Raw genomic sequence first — 20,059 nt, 5'->3', positions numbered from 1 at the left:
GAAAACTCTGAAATAGTTATAGTATTTGACTTACTGTTAACTCAGATTTGGCAACATTCTCAATAAGTATTTCAGTCCTCCTAGCTGGGGACTTGATTTTTGAGGCGGGGGTTTAGACCCCTGCCGAAATTATTGCAAATATTACTAGATGTAACCTAATATCAGTATTGCAATGAACAGAAAACCGCTATATTTATGTCTTCACCGCTTCTGAAGCGAGAGTTGGGTATTTTCGGCGCAACTCTCATGGGCCTGGGCTCAATCCTCGGTACCGGAGTATTTGTGAGTATCGGGATTGCAGCGGAAGTTGCTGGGCCGGGAGTGATTTTGGCTGTAGGTATTGCGGCTTTAGTGGCTGTTTGCAATGGTCTTAGCAGCGCTCAATTAGCGGCAAATCATCCTGTTAGCGGCGGTACTTATGAATATGGCTACAAATATCTCAATCCTTGGCTGGGTTTCACTGCCGGGTGGATGTTTCTGTTGGCGAAAACGGCTTCTGCAGCTACTGCTGCTTTAGGTTTTGCGGGGTATTTTTTAAATGCAGTTGGTGTAGCCGATCGCACTTACCTGATCCTAACAGCTTTAGTCGCCCTCGCCACCCTCACTTTAATTGTATTGACGGGAATTAGGCGATCGAATATTGCCAATACTGCCATAGTCTCAGTTACACTTCTATCCTTAGCGGTGTTTGTTGCTGTCGGTTTGCCAGAGGTAAGGTGGGAAATGCCCGCACTACAGAATCATAGCTCGATCGGCTCCATCTTCCAGGCCACCGCCCTGATGTTTGTCGCTTATAGCGGTTACGCCCGCATCGCCACAATGAGCGAAGAAGTGCGGGAACCGAGGGAAACCATTCCCAAAGCCATAATTTTCACCGTGGTGCTGACAATGCTGCTTTACGTGGGGGTAGCAGTAGTTGTCGCAGGTGTGGGGGGAGCAGATAAATTGTCTTTACAACCAGGCGGCACGACTGCACCCCTGGAAGTCATCGCCCGCAGTTTCCCAATTCCAGGAGTTTCTCAACTGCTAGCCGTCGGCGCAATTACCGCTATGTTGGGAGTTTTGCTGAACTTAATTTTAGGACTCTCGCGCATCTGGCTGGCGATGGGGCGGCGCTTGGATATGCCGAGAGTCTTGGCGCGGCTGAATCCTTCGGGGACAACTCCCTACGTGGCGGTGGTGGTTGTCGAAGTTACGATCGCACTTTTAATTCTCGTCGGTGATGTCAAAACCACTTGGTCATTTAGCGCTTTTAGCGTTTTGATATATTACGCTATCACCAACCTCGCCGCGCTGCAACTTTCCCCCGCCGAAAGGCTTTATCCACAGTGGTTGGCTTGGGTGGGTTTGGGAAATTGTCTGTTTCTGGCTTTCTGGGTGGAGAGGGAAATTTGGCTGACAGGATTGGCATTAATTGCCGCCGGTTTAATTTGGCGGGCGATCGTCCGACTCCCGGCGAGAAACTAGAAGTGTGATAAATTGAAACAGCATCCCGCATTGTAGAGGGCCATGCCCGATCGAACCCCCTTGCTGGCGACTCAAGAATCTCTCGCATTCAGCGCCATCAGTCGCTATATAGCTCAAACCCTAATTACCATTCAGGAACAGCATCCCGAATGGATAACTGAAAAATACAGGAAAACCCCCTGGGCCAAACCTGATTTTCAGTCAGTTTTGATTGGAAAATTGACAAAAAGTTTCACAGTAGCCACCGATACAGATTCCCTACTGCTGACTGCGAAAAAATACCTACAAATTCTGCTGGTTCCAGAATTCGTTAATTCACCTCAATTCAGCAAATTATGCGCCAAAATTCAGCAGCTAGCCCAATCTCAAACAGCACCGCCTAAATCACAAAACTCAGTTTCGTCAAAGCCTCCCACTCCCACCACCCATCAAACAAATTCGCTTCCAATCGGCATTGCTATCTTGCTGCTAGATGTCGAAAACTTGCAACTCACCATCGAAACCGAAAAATTCCTAGAGGAAATTTGCCACTATCCAATCCAAATCAAAGTTGCCTTTGCCAACTGGCGCAGCATGGGCAAAAAAGATGCCGAATTTCACCAGCGCGGCTATCAACTGATTCACGTCCCCCCCGGCAAAGACAGTGCCGACTTAAAAATGGCTACAGTCGGCGCATCGATTTTCGTACATTATCCCACAGCCAAAGAGATTTTTGTCTGTTCGTCCGATCGCGCCCTCACTCACCTCAGCAATACACTGCAAGCCCACGGACTAACCGTATTTCAAGTCCGCAAACAAATAGATAAAATCATAGTTTTAAACAGCAAAACCGGACAAATGGAAACCCATTCCCTTGTAACCATACCGGAAATTACACCATTAGAACAATTAGTTGTTCAACTAAAAGAATTAATCAAAAAAGAGCAAAAACGCACCTCAACTCAGTGGATCAAAGTTTCTACTGTTTCAGCTTTATTTCGGGAAAATTACGGCTTAGTCCTCAATCAAGTTGTTGCCCATCATTTGCTCGGTACTAAAACCCGGGATATCTTTCTTAAATATCCCACCGATTTTGTCCTCCACAAACCCTCTGAAGTTTCTCAAACTTATGTCACTCTTTTTGAAGTAAGATTATCGCCCCCACCCCCAATACTTAGCCAAGAAATTCTGAATAACCACCAGACAGCACCTGCGACTTTGACCGATATTAATTCTCTGGAAGACTTGGAAAGAGCTCTTGTCAAAATAGTTGGCGACTTAACCGGCAACTCTCGTGAAAATTCTGTATTTCTCTCCAATGTAGGCAGCGAATTTCACCGACAATACGGCAAACAAATTACCCAAATAATTAAAGATTTTAATCTGGGTAGAAAATTTACTAAGTTTTTGCAATCCTGCACTTCTCTCCAGCTAAAAAAAGCCGAAAAAGGCTGGCAAGTTTCCCTCAATTAATTAAAAATTAAAATATATCAACCTCCCCATTACTAGCAACTTGAGTTATCATACAATCGAGACGTAAAGAAATGTAAAGGGATATGCAGGACAAAGTTGTGGTTGTGGTGGGTGCGACTGGCGGCATCGGTTCAGCGGTGGCCCGCAAACTCGCTGATGCGGGTGCGAGGCTAGTGCTCGCCGCCAGAGACAGCAGTAAATTAGACGCTTTAGCTAGCGAACTTTCGGCAACAGACGTACTGTGCGTACCCACAGATATCACCGATTTGCCCCAAGTCGAGACGCTGATGCACAAAGCTGGGGGGCATTTCGGACAAATTGATGCCCTCGTAAACGCCGCCGGTGCCGGAATTCTCAAGCAGTGGAACAAGTTAGAACCCGCTGATTTAGATGCCATGCTTGACTTGAACTTGAAAGGCAGTTTTTACACGTCTCAAGCAGCGGCGAATGTAATGAAAGAGCGCAAATCCGGCCACATTTGCAATGTCATCGGCATTTTGGGCAAGCATTCGATGGCTATGGGAACGGCTTATTGCGCTTCAAAGTTTGGGGTAGTTGGTTTCAGCAAGTGCATGGCAGATGAACTGCGGCGCTACGGCATTAAGTTTACGCTATTCTATTTTGGCGGGGTGGATTCTCCGTTTTGGGATAATGTGAGTTTGAAAGTAGACAGGTCAAAAATGCTGACTACCGACACTGCCGCCAATGCGATTATGTTTGCTCTTTCGGCTGACCCGCAAGCTGTGCCGATGGAGATTAATATTCAGCCGGAAAGTCATTTGTTCTTTTAGCTATTGAGGAGTGATTTGAAGGTAGAACGCAGCGGAAGCTGAAGGCAAGAAAAATTATGATATTTTTAGGTTTGAGAACTTGTACAGCCGTTAATTATGTAGGTGCATGGGCTCGCGCACCTTACCCCTATAAATAGCACGTCAAACCATTTTTTTGCCTTAGTCCTATTGGTGAAGGCCTAGCGGTCAAACCTAAGTTATCGCACACACCGGGTTTCTTTTAAGGGCCGACTTATTTCTACCTTCAGAGGGAGCTAGGATATTCAATCTTTAGGTTATTATTAAGTGGGCGCGCAATAAAAACTATGAAAAATATCCATTACTCAATTCCTCCCTTGCAATTTCGCCTTGAAAATCAGCAGATTTTCCATTTTTCAGTTTCCATTTTCAATTATTGATTATGGAGTTCGATCGCATTCAATTTTACGTTGAAAACGCTAAAGTATCCCGCGACTGGTTTGTCAGCCAGTTAGGCTTTCAATCAATAGCAGGTTATGCAGACAGCCACACTCACACGGAAGTTGTCATCAGTGGCAATGTATGTTTTGTTTTATCTTCGCCCCTGACACCCGCTAGTCCCGCTGCTAGTTGGTTGAAGTTTCATCCTCCAGGGATTGCCGATGTGGGTTTTCGGGTAAAAGACATTGAATTAGCGGTAGCTAGAGCGGCTGCTGAAGGCGCTAAAATCCTGGAACCGATTCAAGAAGACCTAAACGCAGGAGGCTATTTTAAGCGGGCAAAAATTTCGGGCTGGGGAGATTTAAGCCATACGCTGGTGGAGCGAATTGGCAGCCATTCACTGCTATCGGCTTCGGATAAGCGGTCGTTGTTTACCCGGATTGACCACGTAGTGTTAAATGTTGAATCGGGCGATTTGTCAGGTGCGGTGAGTTGGTATCAAAAAATATTAGGTTTTCAACCGCAGCAAAATTTTGATATTCAGACTGAGAAATCAGCTTTGCGGAGCCAAGTTATGGTACACGCTGAAGGTGGGGTGCAATTCCCGATTAATGAACCCGCATCAGCTAATTCTCAAATTCAAGAGTTTTTGAGCGCAAATCGGGGGCCGGGAATTCAGCACATGGCTTTGCAAACTAATAATATTGTGGGTGTTGTTGCCGATTTGCGATCGTGCGGTTTGCCTTTTCTACCAGTTCCTCCAACATACTACTCGGAATTGCAGGAGCGGCAAAACTATTTGCCTGCTGATTGGCAAGAAATTGCAGCTTGTCAAGTTTTAGCCGATTGGCAAGAAGATACTCCCGCAGCGATGCTGCTGCAAATCTTTACCCAGCCAATTTTTGCAGAACCGACTTTCTTTTTCGAGATTATTGAGCGCCGAGTTAGTTTAGTTAACGGCAAACAGGTGCAAGCAGGAGGTTTTGGGGCGGGGAATTTTCGAGCTTTGTTTGAGGCAATTGAACGCGAACAAATGAAGAGGGGAAGTTTGATAGATGATTGACAAAACTTCCACTTTTTAGATCATACAGGGGTGTTAATCAGCACTGCGATATCTTTCCAGCCGTAGGCAATTTCTTTGAGTGCAACTCCTGCTCTACTTGTTTGCTGTTCGTCTACTTTTTCACCTCCTAAAAATTCATAAAACCTATAGGCTGAATTGTCTCCTAGTACCCAAACTAGCATCGAGTTCAAACTTAACTCTGCCAATTTTGTGGCAACTGTTCTCACGAGTTGCCGTCCGATTCCTTGACGCTGATATTCCTCCAAAATATAGATGGCAAATAATTCTCCTTTATATACATATTTGCCGGTGCGCTCGCAACCACCCGCAGCAAAACCCACAATTTGTCCCGACTCATTCTCAGCAACGCAGACAAAAACCCCAGTATTTTTGACGTTGGCAAGGATTTCTTGCCAACGGCTTTCTGCTTTTTCATAGGACAGTTGCGCGAAGTAATCTGTGGGTACAATTTTTCGGTAAGCTGTCCGCCAAGTATCTAGATTAACCCGTGCGATTGCAGGTGCGTCAGCGATTTTAGCTTCTCTCACAATCATCAGAAAATACTCCTTTCGGGCCCGGAAATTCTATTTTCAAGTCTAGGCTAACTATATGATCGCGCCCTTCTAGTTTAGCTCTATACAGGGCTCGATCGGCCTGTCCAATTAACTCCTCAATCGATAAACCAGCAGCAGGCACAGTAGTAGCGATCCCCATACTGAGAGTTATAAACTTACTTACCTTGGAAGCAGCATGAAAAATTGCCGCTGCTTTCAAATCGCTGCGAATTGCTTCAGCTACCTGCTTTGCTCCTTGCACATCAGTTCGCGACAAAATTACCGCAAATTCTTCGCCACCGTAGCGGGCGGCTAAATCTCCTGCCCGCTGAGCGTGGCTAGCTAAAATCCGGGCTACTTGTTTTAAACATTCGTCGCCTCCTTGATGCCCGTAATGATCGTTGTAAAGTTTAAAAAAATCGATATCGCACAGAATTAAAGACAGCGACTCTTTTTCTCGCTCCATCAACTGCCATTCTAACTCCAATTTTTTGTCAAAACAGCGGCGGTTGGGAATTTGAGTCAATCCATCCACCGAAGCGAGCCGCTGCAATTCCATGTTAGCTGCTTGTAATTCTAATTTGGCTTGTTCTAAAGCTACATTTTGCCGAGCTAATTCTTCACTTTGGCGTTTTTCTTGTTCGTACAAAAATCGGATTGAAGCTTCAGCTTCTTGCAATTCTTGCTCTGCATATTTGCGCTTGACAAATTCCCCTAATTGAGAACTTACCACAGCTATGATCTGAAGTAAATCTTGATCCGGTGGCAGTTCTTCCCGGCAAAAAAAAGTCATTACTCCTACAACTTGGCTCCTAGCGTGAATGGGGAAACCGAATCCCGATCGCAGTCCCGCTTCCTCGGCCAAGCGCGATCGCACGAAATTGCGATCGCCCACAAGATCGGTAATCCACTGCGTAGAACCGCTTCTGGAAACCGCTCCCGGCAAACCCTCACCCGCAGCGAAAGTAATCTGCTGGTGGTTTTCGGCAAACTCGCTAACTTCCTCCGCCGCCTGCCAAACAGCCACCCGCCGCCAACCAGGAGCTTCCTCGATCGGACAGCAAAGTGGCAGGCACAAAAGCGGCTGTTTTTCGCGTTTTATTTCCGCACCAAATCTAGTTTCTTTCTCCCCCTCTGTGGGCGTCCAAAGTTCGCCAATATCCCACCCAAAACTTTGGCAAATAGCTTGCAAAATTCTCGGAGTTGCGCTATCTAGAGAAGTTGATTCTGACAGGATATGAGTAACAGCATACTGTGCTTCTTGACAATTTTTTATGCGCTGTTGCTTGGTAATGTCTTTGCCGATATAAACAAAATTTTGTATAACCTCGCTATCTGCATACTTGCTTCCTGTGCTTGTCTCGAAAGTAGAGCATGAAAACGCAACAATCAGCTTTAAACCTATTTTCGTTTGGCAAGCTACTTTTACTTGAGGCCAATATTCGCTTTTAAGTGCAGGAGGTAGCTGGCTGACTTTGCGTAACAATTCCTCCTCAGCGGTAATCATGGATATGGATTGGCCGATTAATTCCGATTCGGTATATCCAAATAATTGCTGTGCGGCTTGATTCACTTTTTTGATTTTTCCCGAGTTTGCTGTTACTAACAAAACATCGCCTAGGGAATTAATGATTTTGTCAATATAATCGCCAGCCGCAGCTAAGTAATCGACTTTAATACTGTTTTCGTTGGCAGCCTGAACCATTCTTTGCTGAGCTGCAATGCTATCGGTCACATCTTCGCATAAAATAATCAATCTGTCAGCATTGGCTTCTCCATGATAACCAAAGATGTACAAATCTAGATACAAATAAGAGCCGTCTTTTAGAACTCTGGTAATTGATTTTAACTGAAAGTCTTGCTCTCGTTGTTCAATAATACCTTCAAGAATTTGTTCAATTCCAATCAGTTCGGGAAAACTATCGCGCACGTCTTTTCCTTCGCCTACTTCCTCATGAATGTCGGCAAACTCTTGCACTTTTAAAGATATTTCTTGAATTTTAAGTTCCCGATCGACTGTGAGGTATTCAATCCTGCGTAAGGATAAAAGCTTATAAAGAAGAATATTAATACTTCTTGTGCTGCTCTCTACAGTTAATATTGGAAGCATCTCGTTATTGTTGTAGAGCATCAATCTCAAAAATTAGCAGGTAAAGTTAGTTGTTTTTTGGCTGCTATTTCTCATATAAATTTTTATACTGGCAGATGTCACCCTCTGGTACCGCTGGCTAATTTATGCAAACAGTACACTTTGGATTCTCCAAGCAGTTTTTTGCTTATTTTAAAAATGAGGCAAAATATTAATTTTACCAACTTTTTTTTGAGAAAGCGCAGTCACAATCATCCTCTATTGAGGTTGAGATTTATGAACAATACGTAGCGGTTTGCACTATTTGTGCGGCATATTTTAATTTTAAATTCAGCGATATGGCTGACAACCGCTAAAGTTAAGAAGTAGCACAGTTTAATTCAAATGTTCCCTTTAATTAGCACTATTCCTATAGACCTTACCTCCCCTGGTTATTTGTGTCAATTTTTGTAAAGAAAGTGTTACCTGTAAATGATATAGTATCGAAGTATTTGTATAAAAGCTTAAAAATACTCTGCTAAATGCTGAGACTTATTACCGACTTTGACGGCCCGATCATGGACGTGTCCGATCGCTACTACCGAGTTTACCAGTATTGTCTTGCCGAGACTAAGCGTTCGGACCAACCAGTGCGCGAACTCCCCAAAGCCGAGTTTTGGGACATGAAGCGCGCGCGGGTTCCCGAAACCGAAATTGCCATGCTCTCAGGATTAGATGCAGATCAAGCCCGCGATTTTGCTCAGAAACGCCGTCAAACCGTTCACACGCTCCCTTACATGATTTACGATCGACCAGCGCCCGGCGCTCTGGAAACGCTCGAAAAGGTGCAGCGCGCTGGAGTAGACTTAGCGGTCCTGACCATGCGCCGCGTCAGGGAACTAGACGAAGCCTTCAACCGCTGTAATTTAGGGCAATTTTTCCCTGAAAACCGCTGCTATTGCCTCCCCAACGATTACGTCAAAACCGGGGATGTCAAAGATAAGCCCCTGTTGATGGCAAAAGCTCTCGCCGAACTGCCGCCGGCTTCTGACGTTTGGATGGTTGGGGATACGGAGGCGGACATTGTAGCAGCAAAAACGCACGGTGTCAAGGTAATTGGTGTTTTGTGCGGAATTCGCGATCGCACCCAACTAGAAATGCACCAACCGGATTTAATTGCCAACAATTTGAGCGAAGCAGTTGAGATTATTTTAGGTCGCAAAAATTAGTCATTAGTCATTAGTTATTAGTCATTAGTTATTAGTTATTAGTCATTAGTTATTAATTGTTAGGTGATGTTATTTGTCAGAGGTCTTGATTCCACAGTAGTTATTAGTGGTTGGCTGGTGACTAATAACTGCTGACTAATAACTGCTGACTAATAACTGCTGACTAATAACTGCTGACTATCGCAGAAAACCGCTGACCAGCCACAGAATTAAAAACGTAAACAAAGCGATAAATTTCTCTGTTGTTATAAATGCCGGACTGACCAAAGAACCCAAAAAGCCTCCTAGCAATAAGCCTATAACCAAGCCAGCCACAGTCAGCAGCACAGCCCGACCAAATTTTTGTTCCTTGCGATTAACAAAATAAAGACAAGAGCCGACCCCAAGAGCCAGAGTCAACTGTAGTAAACCATCATTAGCTGCCGGATAAATACTCAGTCCGCCTAACCCCACATACACCCCAGCCGGCCACAAAATGTCCGATCGACTAGGAGTATCGATTAGCCGCTGCAACCAAGCTGGGCTGCCACTAGGAGGAGAGGGAGTAAAGCTTGGGGGTGGCGGAGTCAGCCGTTCGGGAAAGCGGATGCGTTCGGGTACTTTAATTTTCCCTTCCTGTCGCTGCCGCAGGCGATCCATGAGGATCGCATCGTAAGCTGCTTCGATCAATTCCAAACGTTTCTTGTCACCGCTGTACTGCTCGCCTAGGCGCGTGCGGGCCTCTTGCACTTCATCAAAGGAAGCATCTTCATCGACTTCAAGCAGTTGATAGGGAGTTGGCTCACTCATGGTAATAACCCGCTGAAGACTCTCGTTATAGAGCAATCTTAACAAGAGAGGAAAGCGGGGCGGGAGCTCTGCCGCTTTCCCAAGAGTTTTGCTGCTAGTTTTTGGTGCTTTAAAACAGGAACCAGCAAACCTTACGAAAATAGAAACTAGAAGGCATTTGGCATTCGTAAATAAAAAATAATGAATCCAAAGATTGTTATTTTTATCTGGGCCGTCTAAAATTTTACCTTCTGCCAAATGCCCTCAGAAGGGACTTTTCCCGCAGGCACTCACAATTCCCGACCACTGGACTTTTTTAAGTTGATCGCGGCGGTACGAAAAAAAGCGAGCCGAGTCAGAATAAGTACAGAAAGGAGCGATCGCCACTTGAGAAAGATCGATTCCCAACTGCTGCAATTGCAGAGCATTGCAGAGGCGAACATCCAAGCGTACTTTTCCCGGTTCTGGATCGGCTAAGACAGGCGTTTCCGGCAGTTGGTGCAAAAACTCTAAAATGCCGTCGGCTGTCGCACTAGCGGCACTCTTAGGAGCAATAGTGGCTCCCAGTTCCGCTGCTACTTCCACAGATACCTGGTAAACCTCTCCAGCGATCGCCGGCCCCATAGCAATCTTCAGATTTTCTAGTTGACTGCCTTGTGCCACAAGTTGAGCGATCGCCTCTGGTAATATCTTAGCAGCAGTCCCGCGCCAACCCGCGTGAACTGCCGCAACCAGTCCCGTGCGATCGTCAGCAATCAGCACCGGCACGCAGTCGGCCGAGCAAACCCACAGCGCCTCCAATTCTCGATCTGCCACCAAGCCATCAGCCTCAGCATAGCTTGGGGCAGCGGTTTCCGGGGCCGGAGCCACAACCGGGGACAACTCACTCGTTTTGAGTACCGCATTGCCGTGTACCTGTTGGAGTCGGTAAACCTTAGCTCCAGGTTCGAGAACTGCCGTCAGATCGATCGGCCCCTGGGGCGAGAAATCGCGAGTAAAAAAGCCGTGAGACCAGCGAGAAAGCAAGCTGCAAGTCAGATAGGGCAAGCCTTCAGAACTCTGCCAGTCCCAACTGATACCGTCAGACCTTCCGACGCACTCATAGTCAGGAAAATTTGTCAAGCGATCGCCAGCTACAGTCATGAAACCTATCCTTACCCAAGCGAATCATTTAGCTTGTATTCTAAACAATCAAAAATTTTGTCCGCGAAGTTTAAAGGCAGGGCCAGGTTTCAGGAAAAAATCGGGATGAGTCGGCGGTTTTAGGAGAACCTACTGCGCCGAAATTTTGCATAACCCGAGAAATATAGGCAACTAATTAACATATACGAACACCAAAGCGCTATCATCAGTGTGGCCGTCACAGACTTCTAGGCAAGTGCCATCGGGATCAAAAAAACCGGATATCGATCGCGAGAGAATGCGTAAGGCATTTGAGCTTGTTCTATGTGCAAAAAAAATTGCCTCAAGCCCGGTAAAATCAGTTAGGCCTGTATATAAAGACAAGGATTGCCATACATTCGATCCTGACTTCGAGATCCTTGTGCCCCCTGTTGAGTTGGGAAAAAAAATCGTGAAACCAGTTCCAGACAAGCAAATAACAGCCCCTTTGAACACCAAACAGCAAAAAAAGAACCCTACAGGCGCCCGGACTCGATCGCGCCTTTTGTCCGATCGCTCACTGCTGGTGGGACTGGGTTGCCTTGCCAGTCTGGGACTGCTCAGCAAAGGCTTAGTTTGGGCCCAAGCCGAAACTCCGCCAGCAGAACAAGCCGTCCCCGGCGCGGCAGACCTCCAGCCATTATTTGAAGCTCCTCTCCCGCCCCCGGAACCAGAATTCAGCCAAGGATCGCCCGAACCATACCCTGAACCGCAGGCAGAAGTTCCGCCCTCCGAGCCTTTCGATGCCGCACCGCCGTCAGAGCCTGAGTACGCCAGCGAACCACCTCCCACCGAATATTATCTGCCGGAACCCGCGCTGATTCCCCTGCCAGAAGCGACGGCCCAAGAGCCGCCTTTTGAAGCGCCAGTTAACCCAGCCCACGCTGAAATCGACCAAACAGACTACAGTGTTGGTGCTACCAGCGAGTACGAAGCGCCAACCAGAATAGAGTTTGCAGAACGATCGACCGGCTGCGAAGGAGGTGGCGATTTGTGCGCGCCTCCTCCTGTTTCCGAGCCGGTGACGGCAGATGCAGGAGAACCCAGCTACAGCCCGGAAACTCCGATCGCAGGCGACGGCTATATTGCAGCCCCTCCTCCTCGAAATCTGCCAGAAAGCCTTCCGGGCGAGGTTGGGGGAACTGTAGCAGGAAATAGTAGCGCGAATCCTGTCAGTAAACTCGGTCAAGCCGTTCAACAAATAGGCAGCCAGGTTTGGAAGGGTTCAAATCCGCCGGAATCTGCCTACGCACCCCCGCGCTACCCAGCAAACATCGGCTACTCGGCAGACGCAGGATACTCGGCAGACACTGGATACTCCGCAAACATCGGCTACTCGGCAGACACTGGATACTCCGCAGACGCTGGGTATTATGCCGGATCTGCATCTTACGGCGGCGCTCCAGCGCCCAGCATGGGACTCGGGCCGGTTCAAGTCGGTGCGGTTAGTGTCAGCAGCGGCAGCAATACCGGTTTTGCTTACTACAATCTCACGCCGCGTCCCGCAGGTCTGCCCGGAAATGGCAACACCAGCTTGCTGTTTCCGCTATCTATTGCTTCGGCAATTACTTCGCCGTTTGGGTGGCGGACTCATCCGGTTATGGGCTACGGCAGGTTTCACACCGGAACTGACTTGGGGGCTCCGATGGGAACGCCCGTACTGGCAGCCTATGCGGGTCAAGTGGCAATCGCAGATTGGTTGGGTGGTTACGGTTTGACGGTGGTTCTCAACCACAACAAAAAGTCTCAGGAAACTCTCTACGCTCACCTTTCGGAACTGTTTGTGAAACCGGGAGAGTGGGTGAAACAGGGAGAGACTATCGGCCGCGTCGGCAGTACGGGAATGTCTACAGGGCCTCACCTCCACTTTGAGGTTCGCCAAATGACTGACCAGGGTTGGGTGGCGATCGACCCGGGATCTCAACTAGAATTCGCTCTGGCAAAAATGATCGGCAGTTTGGAAACCGCCAAAGTACCGCAAATGCCGAAAATGGTGGAAATACAAACCGCTAGCGGACTCAAGGATTTGGAAAACGATCTGCCCCAGCTTCCACCTCTGCCGCTGGGAATGGACATCGAAGTTCACAACCTCCAGCCGCCATTCCCGGAACTGTTAAAAGCTGACACTTCTAAGCCCAAAGGTACTGAAGCCGTCAAACCCAAACCTCAGAAGCAAGCTAACAGGTAAAAATTGGGGACTGGCTAGATTAAATTTCTTGTGGAACGGTCGAAAAGCCCACCCCACAAGAAGATTTATGTTTTGTGCAACGAGTTCGCGTGTTCGTTGCTTTTCCTCGTTACCAGGCTCTTTGGGGTAACGAGGAAAAACTGATAAAAAATGGTAACTTGCAGCTTATGCTAATAGCGCAGCATTTGTGGGAATTAATTTTATTTCTGATTATTCTAGTCGGGCCGATTCCCTTAAGCTTGTCTCTTGCCTTCGAGAATCAGAAAGAAAACAATAACTATTCATTTCCCCATTTTCTCCTCGTACTCCTGACGGGATGGAGCATTGCACAAGTTTGTATCGGCTTGATTTTAGGAAGTGCAGATCGACTAAATATTGCTGCGGTGATTATAGCAGAAATTTTGATTTGTGCGATCGGCTTCATCCTGATTTATACAAAAAACCACAAAACTTTTACCTTCTCCGAGTGGCCGATTCCCCGACTTAAGCAACCTCTGAGCAAATCAGAATATCTAATTATTGTTGCCACCGCTGTTGCAGGATTTTTGCTGTTACAAACTCTCGCAAGCAAACCCACAACCAATTATGATTCATTGTGGTTTCACCTGCCTGCGATCGCCCGATGGTATCAAACCAATTCATTTAAATTATTAGATGCTGCGGGTAATTGGATTTTTGAGCAAGAACAAGCCCGAGTATATCCCTACAATTGGCACGTTTTATCTGCTTTGTGTGTACTCCCCTTCGGAGAAGATTTTCTAGCAGCTTTTCCCCTGCTAATTGCGTGGGGACTTGAGGGAATTGCAGTCTATCTATTAAGCGTAAAATTTGGAGCAACGCGACTTCACGGTATGGCAGCAGCATCTTTAGTCTTGACAGTACCGATGATGCTCAACCAAGTTAACACCATTCACCCAGACTTACCGCTAGCTGCAATATTTACAGTCGGTTTGTATCTAGGTTTATCATATCATAGCAGCCGATCGCAATCCGAACTCTCCCTATTTTTGGCTGCCGCAGGAATGCTAGCCGGAATAAAAATCACTGGGATAGTCTATGCTGCCTCACTTTTAGGAGGATTAGCAATATTAGAACTTAAAAGATTCGCGGTTAATAAAAAATCCACACCAGCTAATTTTAGAATTCGCCACTTTATCAAACCAGTGTTACTGTGCGGCGTAGCTTGTTGCTTGCTTTTAGGAGGTTTTTGGTATGCAAGAAACTTGCTGCAAATTAATTACCCTGTCAGCGAAGTCGGCGATATTAAAATTCCCTTAGAACCTGTTTCCTTACCGTCTCCCGTACCTGGGCCAACACCTCCGGTACAGCAGCAGCCCGCTTTCCCACTTCTAAAGATTTGGCAAAGCACTTTAGCAGCTCAATTTAATCCCAGCAATTTTTCCCACTGGCAAACTGTCGGCTTACAAATTATCATTAGATTGCAACTGCCCTTTCTGGCGATCGCACTTCAGGTATTGGCAGCACCTCTGGCTTTTATCCAGGGTAAAAACAGAAGAATTAATCAAAATAATATTATTTTAATTGTACTTCTCGCCAGTACAGGAATTCTGTACCTAATTACACCTTACACCTCCGGTACTGTCGGAGAGTCGATCGGTAAACTCAGCCCTATACTCGGTTTTAACCTCAGATACGGATTTCCCTTTTTAAGCGTACTCGCCGTCGCAGCAGCAGCTACAGCAACTCTCTTGAAAACTCCAAATCTAGTTGTTATGGCAGTGGTTTTGGTTAGTGGTTTGTTCGGAATTACTAGCAACACAATTTTTGATTATATTAAAAATGCTTCTTTCACCGGAGATAGCATTGTTTGGGGGAGTTTGTTGATTGACAATTTGAAGTCTAACCCAGTAGAAGCTATTAATAGTATCGGGAAAATATTAGCTCCGAGTTGGCAATATATATTACCATATCCGATATTTTATATTGTGTCAGTGACTGTGGCTGCGGTATTGTTGAAAATAAATCCTGGCTTCGGATGGCTGAATCATGTATTTCCAAGCCGAAGAAAATCTATTTACATAGTGATAGTTGGTGTCTGTATAGGATTGATAGTAATTGGTCATTGGAGGGAAAAGCGAGATTTCGCACGCACAGAACTGTATCGCGGCATTTACGAATATATTGATAAAAATACAGTACCTGATGAAAGAATAGGCTTCTTTTTAAGTTCGCGCAGCTACCTGTTTTACGGGAGAAATTTGGACAGACAAGTTTTATATGTGCCGTTTAGAGCCGATCAACTTTCGGAATGGATTGACAACCTGCGGCAAAATAAAATTAGGACTGTGGGATTCGGGCCCCTGACTGATACAAACGCAGCTACCAGAAAAGCTTTATCTTGGCTGACAAGTGCTCAGGGCCCGCTGCAACCAGTTTTCGGGAAAGATTTTAATACTGAGTCGGTGCTATATCGCTTGAAAAATTGGTAACTGCTCATCGCAACGCAGTTACGTTTTAATAGGCTGAATTTTCTTTTTCATTCATACAACTCAGCCTTTGTCGGTGGCGTGGCGGTAAGGTTCACTTGAGGGATCGTGTCAATATTTGTTGGATTTCGCTTGACAATAAGGGAAATTGAACGGTGAAAAATGTTCCCTATCGTTACCATTAATTCGATATTTTGGCGCCGGCTCTCTACCAACACCTCGCGGCTGATCAATTGGTTCTCAGAGGATGGCGTATCTTCTACTCTCACAGGTGCATCTAGAGCCTCCTGATGTTGCAAAGACGGGGATAATAGGTTTAAAAAGTTCTTTCCTAATACTCTGTAAAAGCCAGAACGGGATAAGGGTGAGATGCAGTCAGTTTTTAAAACTTGGAATAACCAAAAGAGCGTGGTGCGATCGCGGCCGTTGCGGCTGCTTTTGTTCGCTAAGTACAGCAAAAAATTAGATAATCGATGCAGAAAATCTGGAATTTCGGGATGCCGTTGCTTGGCGGCTTCCAGCATCAAAGAGTGAGACTTCGCCATTGTCGTATAGTTGGTAGACATAGTGTTATACATCCTGCGATAGCCAATTAAAAATTCCGGCACGGCTCGAAATTGATAAAGCTCTGCTATCCGCAGGTACAAGTCCCAGTCTTCACAGCATTGAGCATTCCGTTGCCTCAATGTCTTGTCATAAACCCCCACTTTTTCCAAACAACTGCGACGGATCAGAGAAGCACTAGCGTTTCCTATAAAGTTGTGGCAGATTAGGGTCGCGTACACGTCACCTTCAATTTTAAAAGACCGGAATCCTCCTGTTAGCAATCCTTTTTCATCCAAGTCCACTGTCCAGGAATAAACCACCCCTACTTCTGCTCCTCCCTCCAACATACATTGAACTTGTTTTTCAATGTTTTCAGGATACCAAATATCATCGGCATCAATGGGGGCAATATATTCTCCTCTCGAATTTTCAATTCCTAAGTTTCGAGCAGCAGCGACTCCAGAATTTGGCTGTTTCAGAAGCTGGACGCGAGAATCTTTCTTGCCAATTTTTTCTACAATTTCAGGGGTTCGATCCTGGGAACCGTCATCGACTACTAAAACTTCAATTGCTGGATAAGTTTGAGCGAGAACAGATTTCACCGTTTCTTCAATAAAGGGCTCAGCGTTGTATGCAGGAATAATGACTGAGACGAGAGGAATATTGGGGGATTTTTGAGAATCTGGCTGCATTGGCTTTTAACAAGGTTTTTCAAATTTTTTTTTGCTTTATAGATTGTCAGCTCTACCTTACACTCGTCGCAGTCAGGAGTTACACAGTCGGTGGAAGAGATAGCTAAAAAATTCCTAATAACAATTTACCGCATTCTCTGTTCAAAGTCAATGGTATGTAGCACGTTTAAATGAGTTTTCCAAACCAAGAGAAGGGTGATAGACTACAACTAAAAGTTAGATTTTTAGAGGTAAGGAGACGTTAATTGATAAAATCCAGGATAGCAAAGAAAAGCTCCCGAAGTTACAAGAATTTAATTGATGGATCGCAGTTAGTAGGTGCGTTAGCTCAGAGCAGTCAATTATTGATAAAAGAATTCGTGGCTGACGCAGCCCACACCTACTTCGTTGAGCCAGGATTTTTATTGTTTCATTGATTAAATAAATCCGTGTTCGGCTAAGAATTCTGGTGTGATGCCTCCCAAACTGTTGATTGCCGGGGTTTCTTCCCACGGTTCGGAATGGGATTTTGAGCCGCTGCGGAGAAATTTGCCGACATACTTGCCCAGAATATCTGCTTCTAAATTAACTAAACTTCCTGGTTGCAAATATCTGAGGTTTGTCTCACCAAAACTGTGGGGAATAACAGCAACTTCAAACCAATTGCCGTCAGCATCGCAATCTGCCACGGTTAAGCTGATGCCGTTGACGGCGATACTGCCCTTGGAAACGATGTAAGGTGCGATTTGACGCTGCCATCCCGAATTGGTTGCTGGTGGGGCAGTAAACCGCATCTCCCAAGCGTTGGCGGTTTGGGTTGATGTCGCTAAAGTGCCGATCGCATCTACGTGCCCCGTCACAAAATGTCCCCCCAATTTGCTACCGGCCCGCAGGGAGGTTTCTAGGTTCACCAAAGCATCGGGGAATGATCCCAGAGTAGTGCGGCGGAGAGTTTCAGGGGAAGCGACGGCGACAAAACCTTGAGGCAGAACTTCCACTACCGTCAAACAGACTCCATCCACGGCTACGCTGTCCCCAATGGCTAAATCTTGTAAAATCTGGTAGGAGTTGTTTGATGTGCAGGAAATTTGGAAATAATCGTTGCCTAGCGACTTCAGCTTTCCCAGAGATTGAATTAGTCCTGTAAACATAAGTATTTTTCCGTAGTCGATCGCTTATTTACATGAAACCATAGAGACAAACCAGAGATAGGAGGTTTTGCCGTCCCCCTCTCCCCCCGAGTCAATCGAAAATCGAAAATCGATAGTCCCAGATCTGTTGCAGATTCCGGCGAAGATCAAGTCATACTGGATTTAGGTGATCTTTATGTCCAAGTTCTCTACTGCCTTACAGTTTCTTAATTCTATGAGGCCGATCGAATGATTGAAATGAAAGTCGCTGGAATTGCCTTAGATGCAGCCACGCGCAGTCCTATTGTCCTATTGAGAGACGCTACTGAGCGACGGGCTTTGCCTATTTATATCGGTCAGGAGCAAGCAAAGGCTATTATTAGCGCGATCGAAGGCCACAAGCCTCCTCGGCCCTTAACTCACGATCTGATGGTCAATTTTTTAGAGGCCTGGAGTCTTACCTTGGAGCGCATAGTTATTCACTCGCTGCAAGATAACACGTTCTATGCCGTGCTGATCGTCCGTCAGGGAGAAGTTAAAAAAGAGATCGATGCCCGACCTAGCGACGCTATCGCTCTAGCCCTGCGTACGAATAGCCCCATCTGGGTGATGGAAGAAGTCGTCGCCGATGCTTCGATACCGGTCGATCGAGATGCTGATGAGGCAGAACGCCGGGCCTTCCGGGAATTTATCTCAAACCTCCGTCCAGAGGATTTGATTAAGAGAAGCGGCTTCAGCCCGGGCGAAACTTCCTAAACTTTATGCGCTATCGACGGTTTGGCAAAACGGAGTTGCACCTGTCTGTATTTTCCTTGGGAACCATGCGCTATTTGGCTTCTGAGGAAACTGCCTGTCAGACTGTACAGCAGGCAGTGTCTCAGGGAATCAATCACCTGGAAACGGCGGCGGGTTACGGTTGCAGTGAGGAATATCTTGGCGCGGCCCTTTCGGCTGGTTTGTGTGTCGATCGATCGCGCCTCCACGTCACTACAAAAATTTCCCCAACCGAGGATGCAGCAGCAATGGAACGCTGCATCGACGCATCCCTCAAACGCCTGAATTTAGACTATATCGATTGTCTGGCAATTCACGGTTTGAATACTTGGGAACATTTGGCTTGGGTGCGATCGCCCACAGGCTGCATGGAATCTGTACGCCAAGCCCTGGCTGATGGTCGGATTCGGCACGTCGGCTTTTCGACTCACGGGCCTCTGGATCTGATTTTGGCTGCAATCAATACAGATTGGTTTGAATTTGTCAATCTGCATTATTACTATTTTTTTCAGCGCAACGCCCCGGCAATTGAACTCGCTAAAGACAAAGATATGGGCGTTTTTATCATTTCCCCGGCAGATAAAGGAGGGCAACTCTACACGCCCCCGGAAACTCTCGCAAAATTGTGCTCGCCTTTCTCGCCCTTAGAGTTAAACTATCGGTTTTTACTCAGCGATACGAGGATTGGGACTTTGAGTGTGGGCCCTGCAAATGCGACAGAATTAGAGCAACCTCTGAAATATGGCGATCGCGACTTTCCCCTCACCAACGCCGAAATCGCTGCGTTCGATCGGCTAGAATCGGCTATTGCAGACACTTTGAAAACCGACAAATGTAGCCAGTGCTATGCCTGTTTGCCTTGCCCGGAAAACATCAACATTCCCGAAGTATTGCGACTCCGCAATCTCGCCGTCGGGTGCGACATGACTGACTTTGGCAAATACCGCTACGCCATGTTTGAAAATGCCGGACACTGGTTTCCCGGCAGCAAAGGCAACCGCTGCACCGATTGTGGCGAATGTTTGCCCCGGTGTCCCGAAGAGTTAGACATCCCAACCTTGCTCAAAGATACTCACCAGCGACTCGGCGGCAAAGCAGGCAGGCGGTTGTGGGATTGAAAAAAAGGTGAAGCAGGGAAAAGCCGATCGAGCGTATCTAAGTGTTGCAATAATTACGCTAAACTTTGGTTTAACCTGAAATCTTCCACCATTCTCGCTTAACAGGCTTTCTGGCCTGTTCCACAAAAAGTGCATTTTCTTGTGGGGATGGCCCAGAACCCGCCCCTTGTATCTTAAAAGAGTCAGGCGATAGATCGCTACGTCAGTCAGTTGATCGTTACACCAAGCAGGCG

At 46.5% G+C, this 20,059-nt stretch carries 15 protein-coding genes; 9 read left to right on the top strand and 6 right to left on the bottom strand.

The window, feature by feature from the left end:
* The first annotated feature begins 195 nt into the window (after positions 1-195).
* The 4 genes from QUA25_RS19860 (at position 196) to hppD (ending at position 5,172) form a co-directional block, all read left to right on the top strand.
* Entirely contained in the window at positions 196-1,467 is a 1,272-nt protein-coding gene (locus QUA25_RS19860; RefSeq protein WP_333040755.1) for an APC family permease, read from the top strand.
* Positions 1,468-1,509: 42 nt separating this feature from the next.
* Positions 1,510-2,919, top strand: a complete 1,410-nt coding sequence (locus QUA25_RS19855) for an NYN domain-containing protein (protein ID WP_333040753.1) — start codon at positions 1,510-1,512, stop codon at positions 2,917-2,919.
* 83 nt (positions 2,920-3,002) lie between these two features.
* Entirely contained in the window at positions 3,003-3,710 is a 708-nt protein-coding gene (locus tag QUA25_RS19850; protein WP_333040751.1) for an SDR family oxidoreductase, read from the top strand.
* A 400-nt stretch (positions 3,711-4,110) separates the two neighbouring features.
* The gene (hppD, locus tag QUA25_RS19845; RefSeq protein ID WP_333040749.1) at positions 4,111-5,172 is read left to right on the top strand and encodes a 4-hydroxyphenylpyruvate dioxygenase; all 1,062 of its coding nucleotides are present in this window, start codon (positions 4,111-4,113) and stop codon (positions 5,170-5,172) included.
* Positions 5,173-5,192: 20 nt separating this feature from the next.
* Here the strand turns inward: hppD and QUA25_RS19840 are convergent, their stop codons facing one another.
* On the bottom strand, positions 5,193-5,726 hold the full coding sequence (locus QUA25_RS19840; protein WP_333040748.1) for a GNAT family N-acetyltransferase: 534 nt from the start codon (positions 5,724-5,726) through the stop codon (positions 5,193-5,195).
* On the bottom strand, positions 5,707-7,836 hold the full coding sequence (locus QUA25_RS19835) for a diguanylate cyclase domain-containing protein (RefSeq protein ID WP_333040747.1): 2,130 nt from the start codon (positions 7,834-7,836) through the stop codon (positions 5,707-5,709). Before QUA25_RS19835 ends, QUA25_RS19840 begins: the two co-directional genes overlap by 20 nt.
* A gap of 500 nt (positions 7,837-8,336) precedes the next feature.
* Between QUA25_RS19835 and QUA25_RS19830 the strand changes: the two genes are divergently transcribed.
* Positions 8,337-9,023 (top strand): HAD family hydrolase, encoded by a 687-nt coding sequence (locus tag QUA25_RS19830; protein WP_333040745.1) that lies wholly within the window; start codon positions 8,337-8,339, stop codon positions 9,021-9,023.
* A gap of 177 nt (positions 9,024-9,200) precedes the next feature.
* Here QUA25_RS19830 and QUA25_RS19825 read toward each other — a convergent pair whose 3' ends face one another.
* Together QUA25_RS19825 and pgeF are read right to left on the bottom strand one after the other, a co-directional pair.
* Positions 9,201-9,812, bottom strand: coding sequence for a CPP1-like family protein (locus QUA25_RS19825; protein ID WP_333040744.1), 612 nt, complete (start codon positions 9,810-9,812; stop codon positions 9,201-9,203).
* A 243-nt stretch (positions 9,813-10,055) separates the two neighbouring features.
* Positions 10,056-10,934, bottom strand: coding sequence for a peptidoglycan editing factor PgeF (gene pgeF / locus QUA25_RS19820; protein ID WP_333040742.1), 879 nt, complete (start codon positions 10,932-10,934; stop codon positions 10,056-10,058).
* 430 nt (positions 10,935-11,364) lie between these two features.
* Between pgeF and QUA25_RS19815 the strand changes: the two genes are divergently transcribed.
* On the top strand, positions 11,365-13,140 hold the full coding sequence (locus QUA25_RS19815; protein ID WP_333040740.1) for a peptidoglycan DD-metalloendopeptidase family protein: 1,776 nt from the start codon (positions 11,365-11,367) through the stop codon (positions 13,138-13,140).
* A gap of 74 nt (positions 13,141-13,214) precedes the next feature.
* Positions 13,215-15,590 carry a hypothetical protein gene (locus QUA25_RS19810; RefSeq protein WP_333040739.1) on the top strand — a complete coding sequence of 792 codons (2,376 nt, stop codon included), beginning with the start codon at positions 13,215-13,217 and terminating at the stop codon, positions 15,588-15,590.
* A gap of 47 nt (positions 15,591-15,637) precedes the next feature.
* On the opposite strand, the gene QUA25_RS19805 is transcribed toward QUA25_RS19810, so the two are convergent.
* On the bottom strand, positions 15,638-16,825 hold the full coding sequence (locus tag QUA25_RS19805; protein WP_333040738.1) for a glycosyltransferase family 2 protein: 1,188 nt from the start codon (positions 16,823-16,825) through the stop codon (positions 15,638-15,640).
* Positions 16,826-17,241: 416 nt separating this feature from the next.
* Positions 17,242-17,955: a riboflavin synthase gene (gene ribE / locus QUA25_RS19800; RefSeq protein WP_333040735.1), complete on the bottom strand. Its 714-nt coding sequence runs from the start codon at positions 17,953-17,955 to the stop codon at positions 17,242-17,244.
* 228 nt (positions 17,956-18,183) lie between these two features.
* Here ribE and QUA25_RS19795 point away from each other — a divergent pair, with 228 nt between their 5' ends.
* Both QUA25_RS19795 and QUA25_RS19790 read left to right on the top strand, forming a co-directional pair.
* Positions 18,184-18,690: a bifunctional nuclease family protein gene (locus tag QUA25_RS19795; protein WP_333026715.1), complete on the top strand. Its 507-nt coding sequence runs from the start codon at positions 18,184-18,186 to the stop codon at positions 18,688-18,690.
* Between the two features lie 5 nt (positions 18,691-18,695).
* A complete protein-coding gene (locus QUA25_RS19790; protein WP_333040733.1) occupies positions 18,696-19,826 on the top strand; it encodes an aldo/keto reductase in 1,131 nt (376 codons plus the stop codon).
* Positions 19,827-20,059 lie beyond the last annotated feature (233 nt).

This window comes from Microcoleus sp. Pol17C6, from assembly GCF_036701145.1.
In the GTDB taxonomy this organism is placed as follows: domain Bacteria; phylum Cyanobacteriota; class Cyanobacteriia; order Cyanobacteriales; family Microcoleaceae; genus Microcoleus.
The sequence above is the reverse complement of the archived record's forward strand: the minus strand, read 5'-3'. Positions and strand labels throughout refer to the sequence as shown.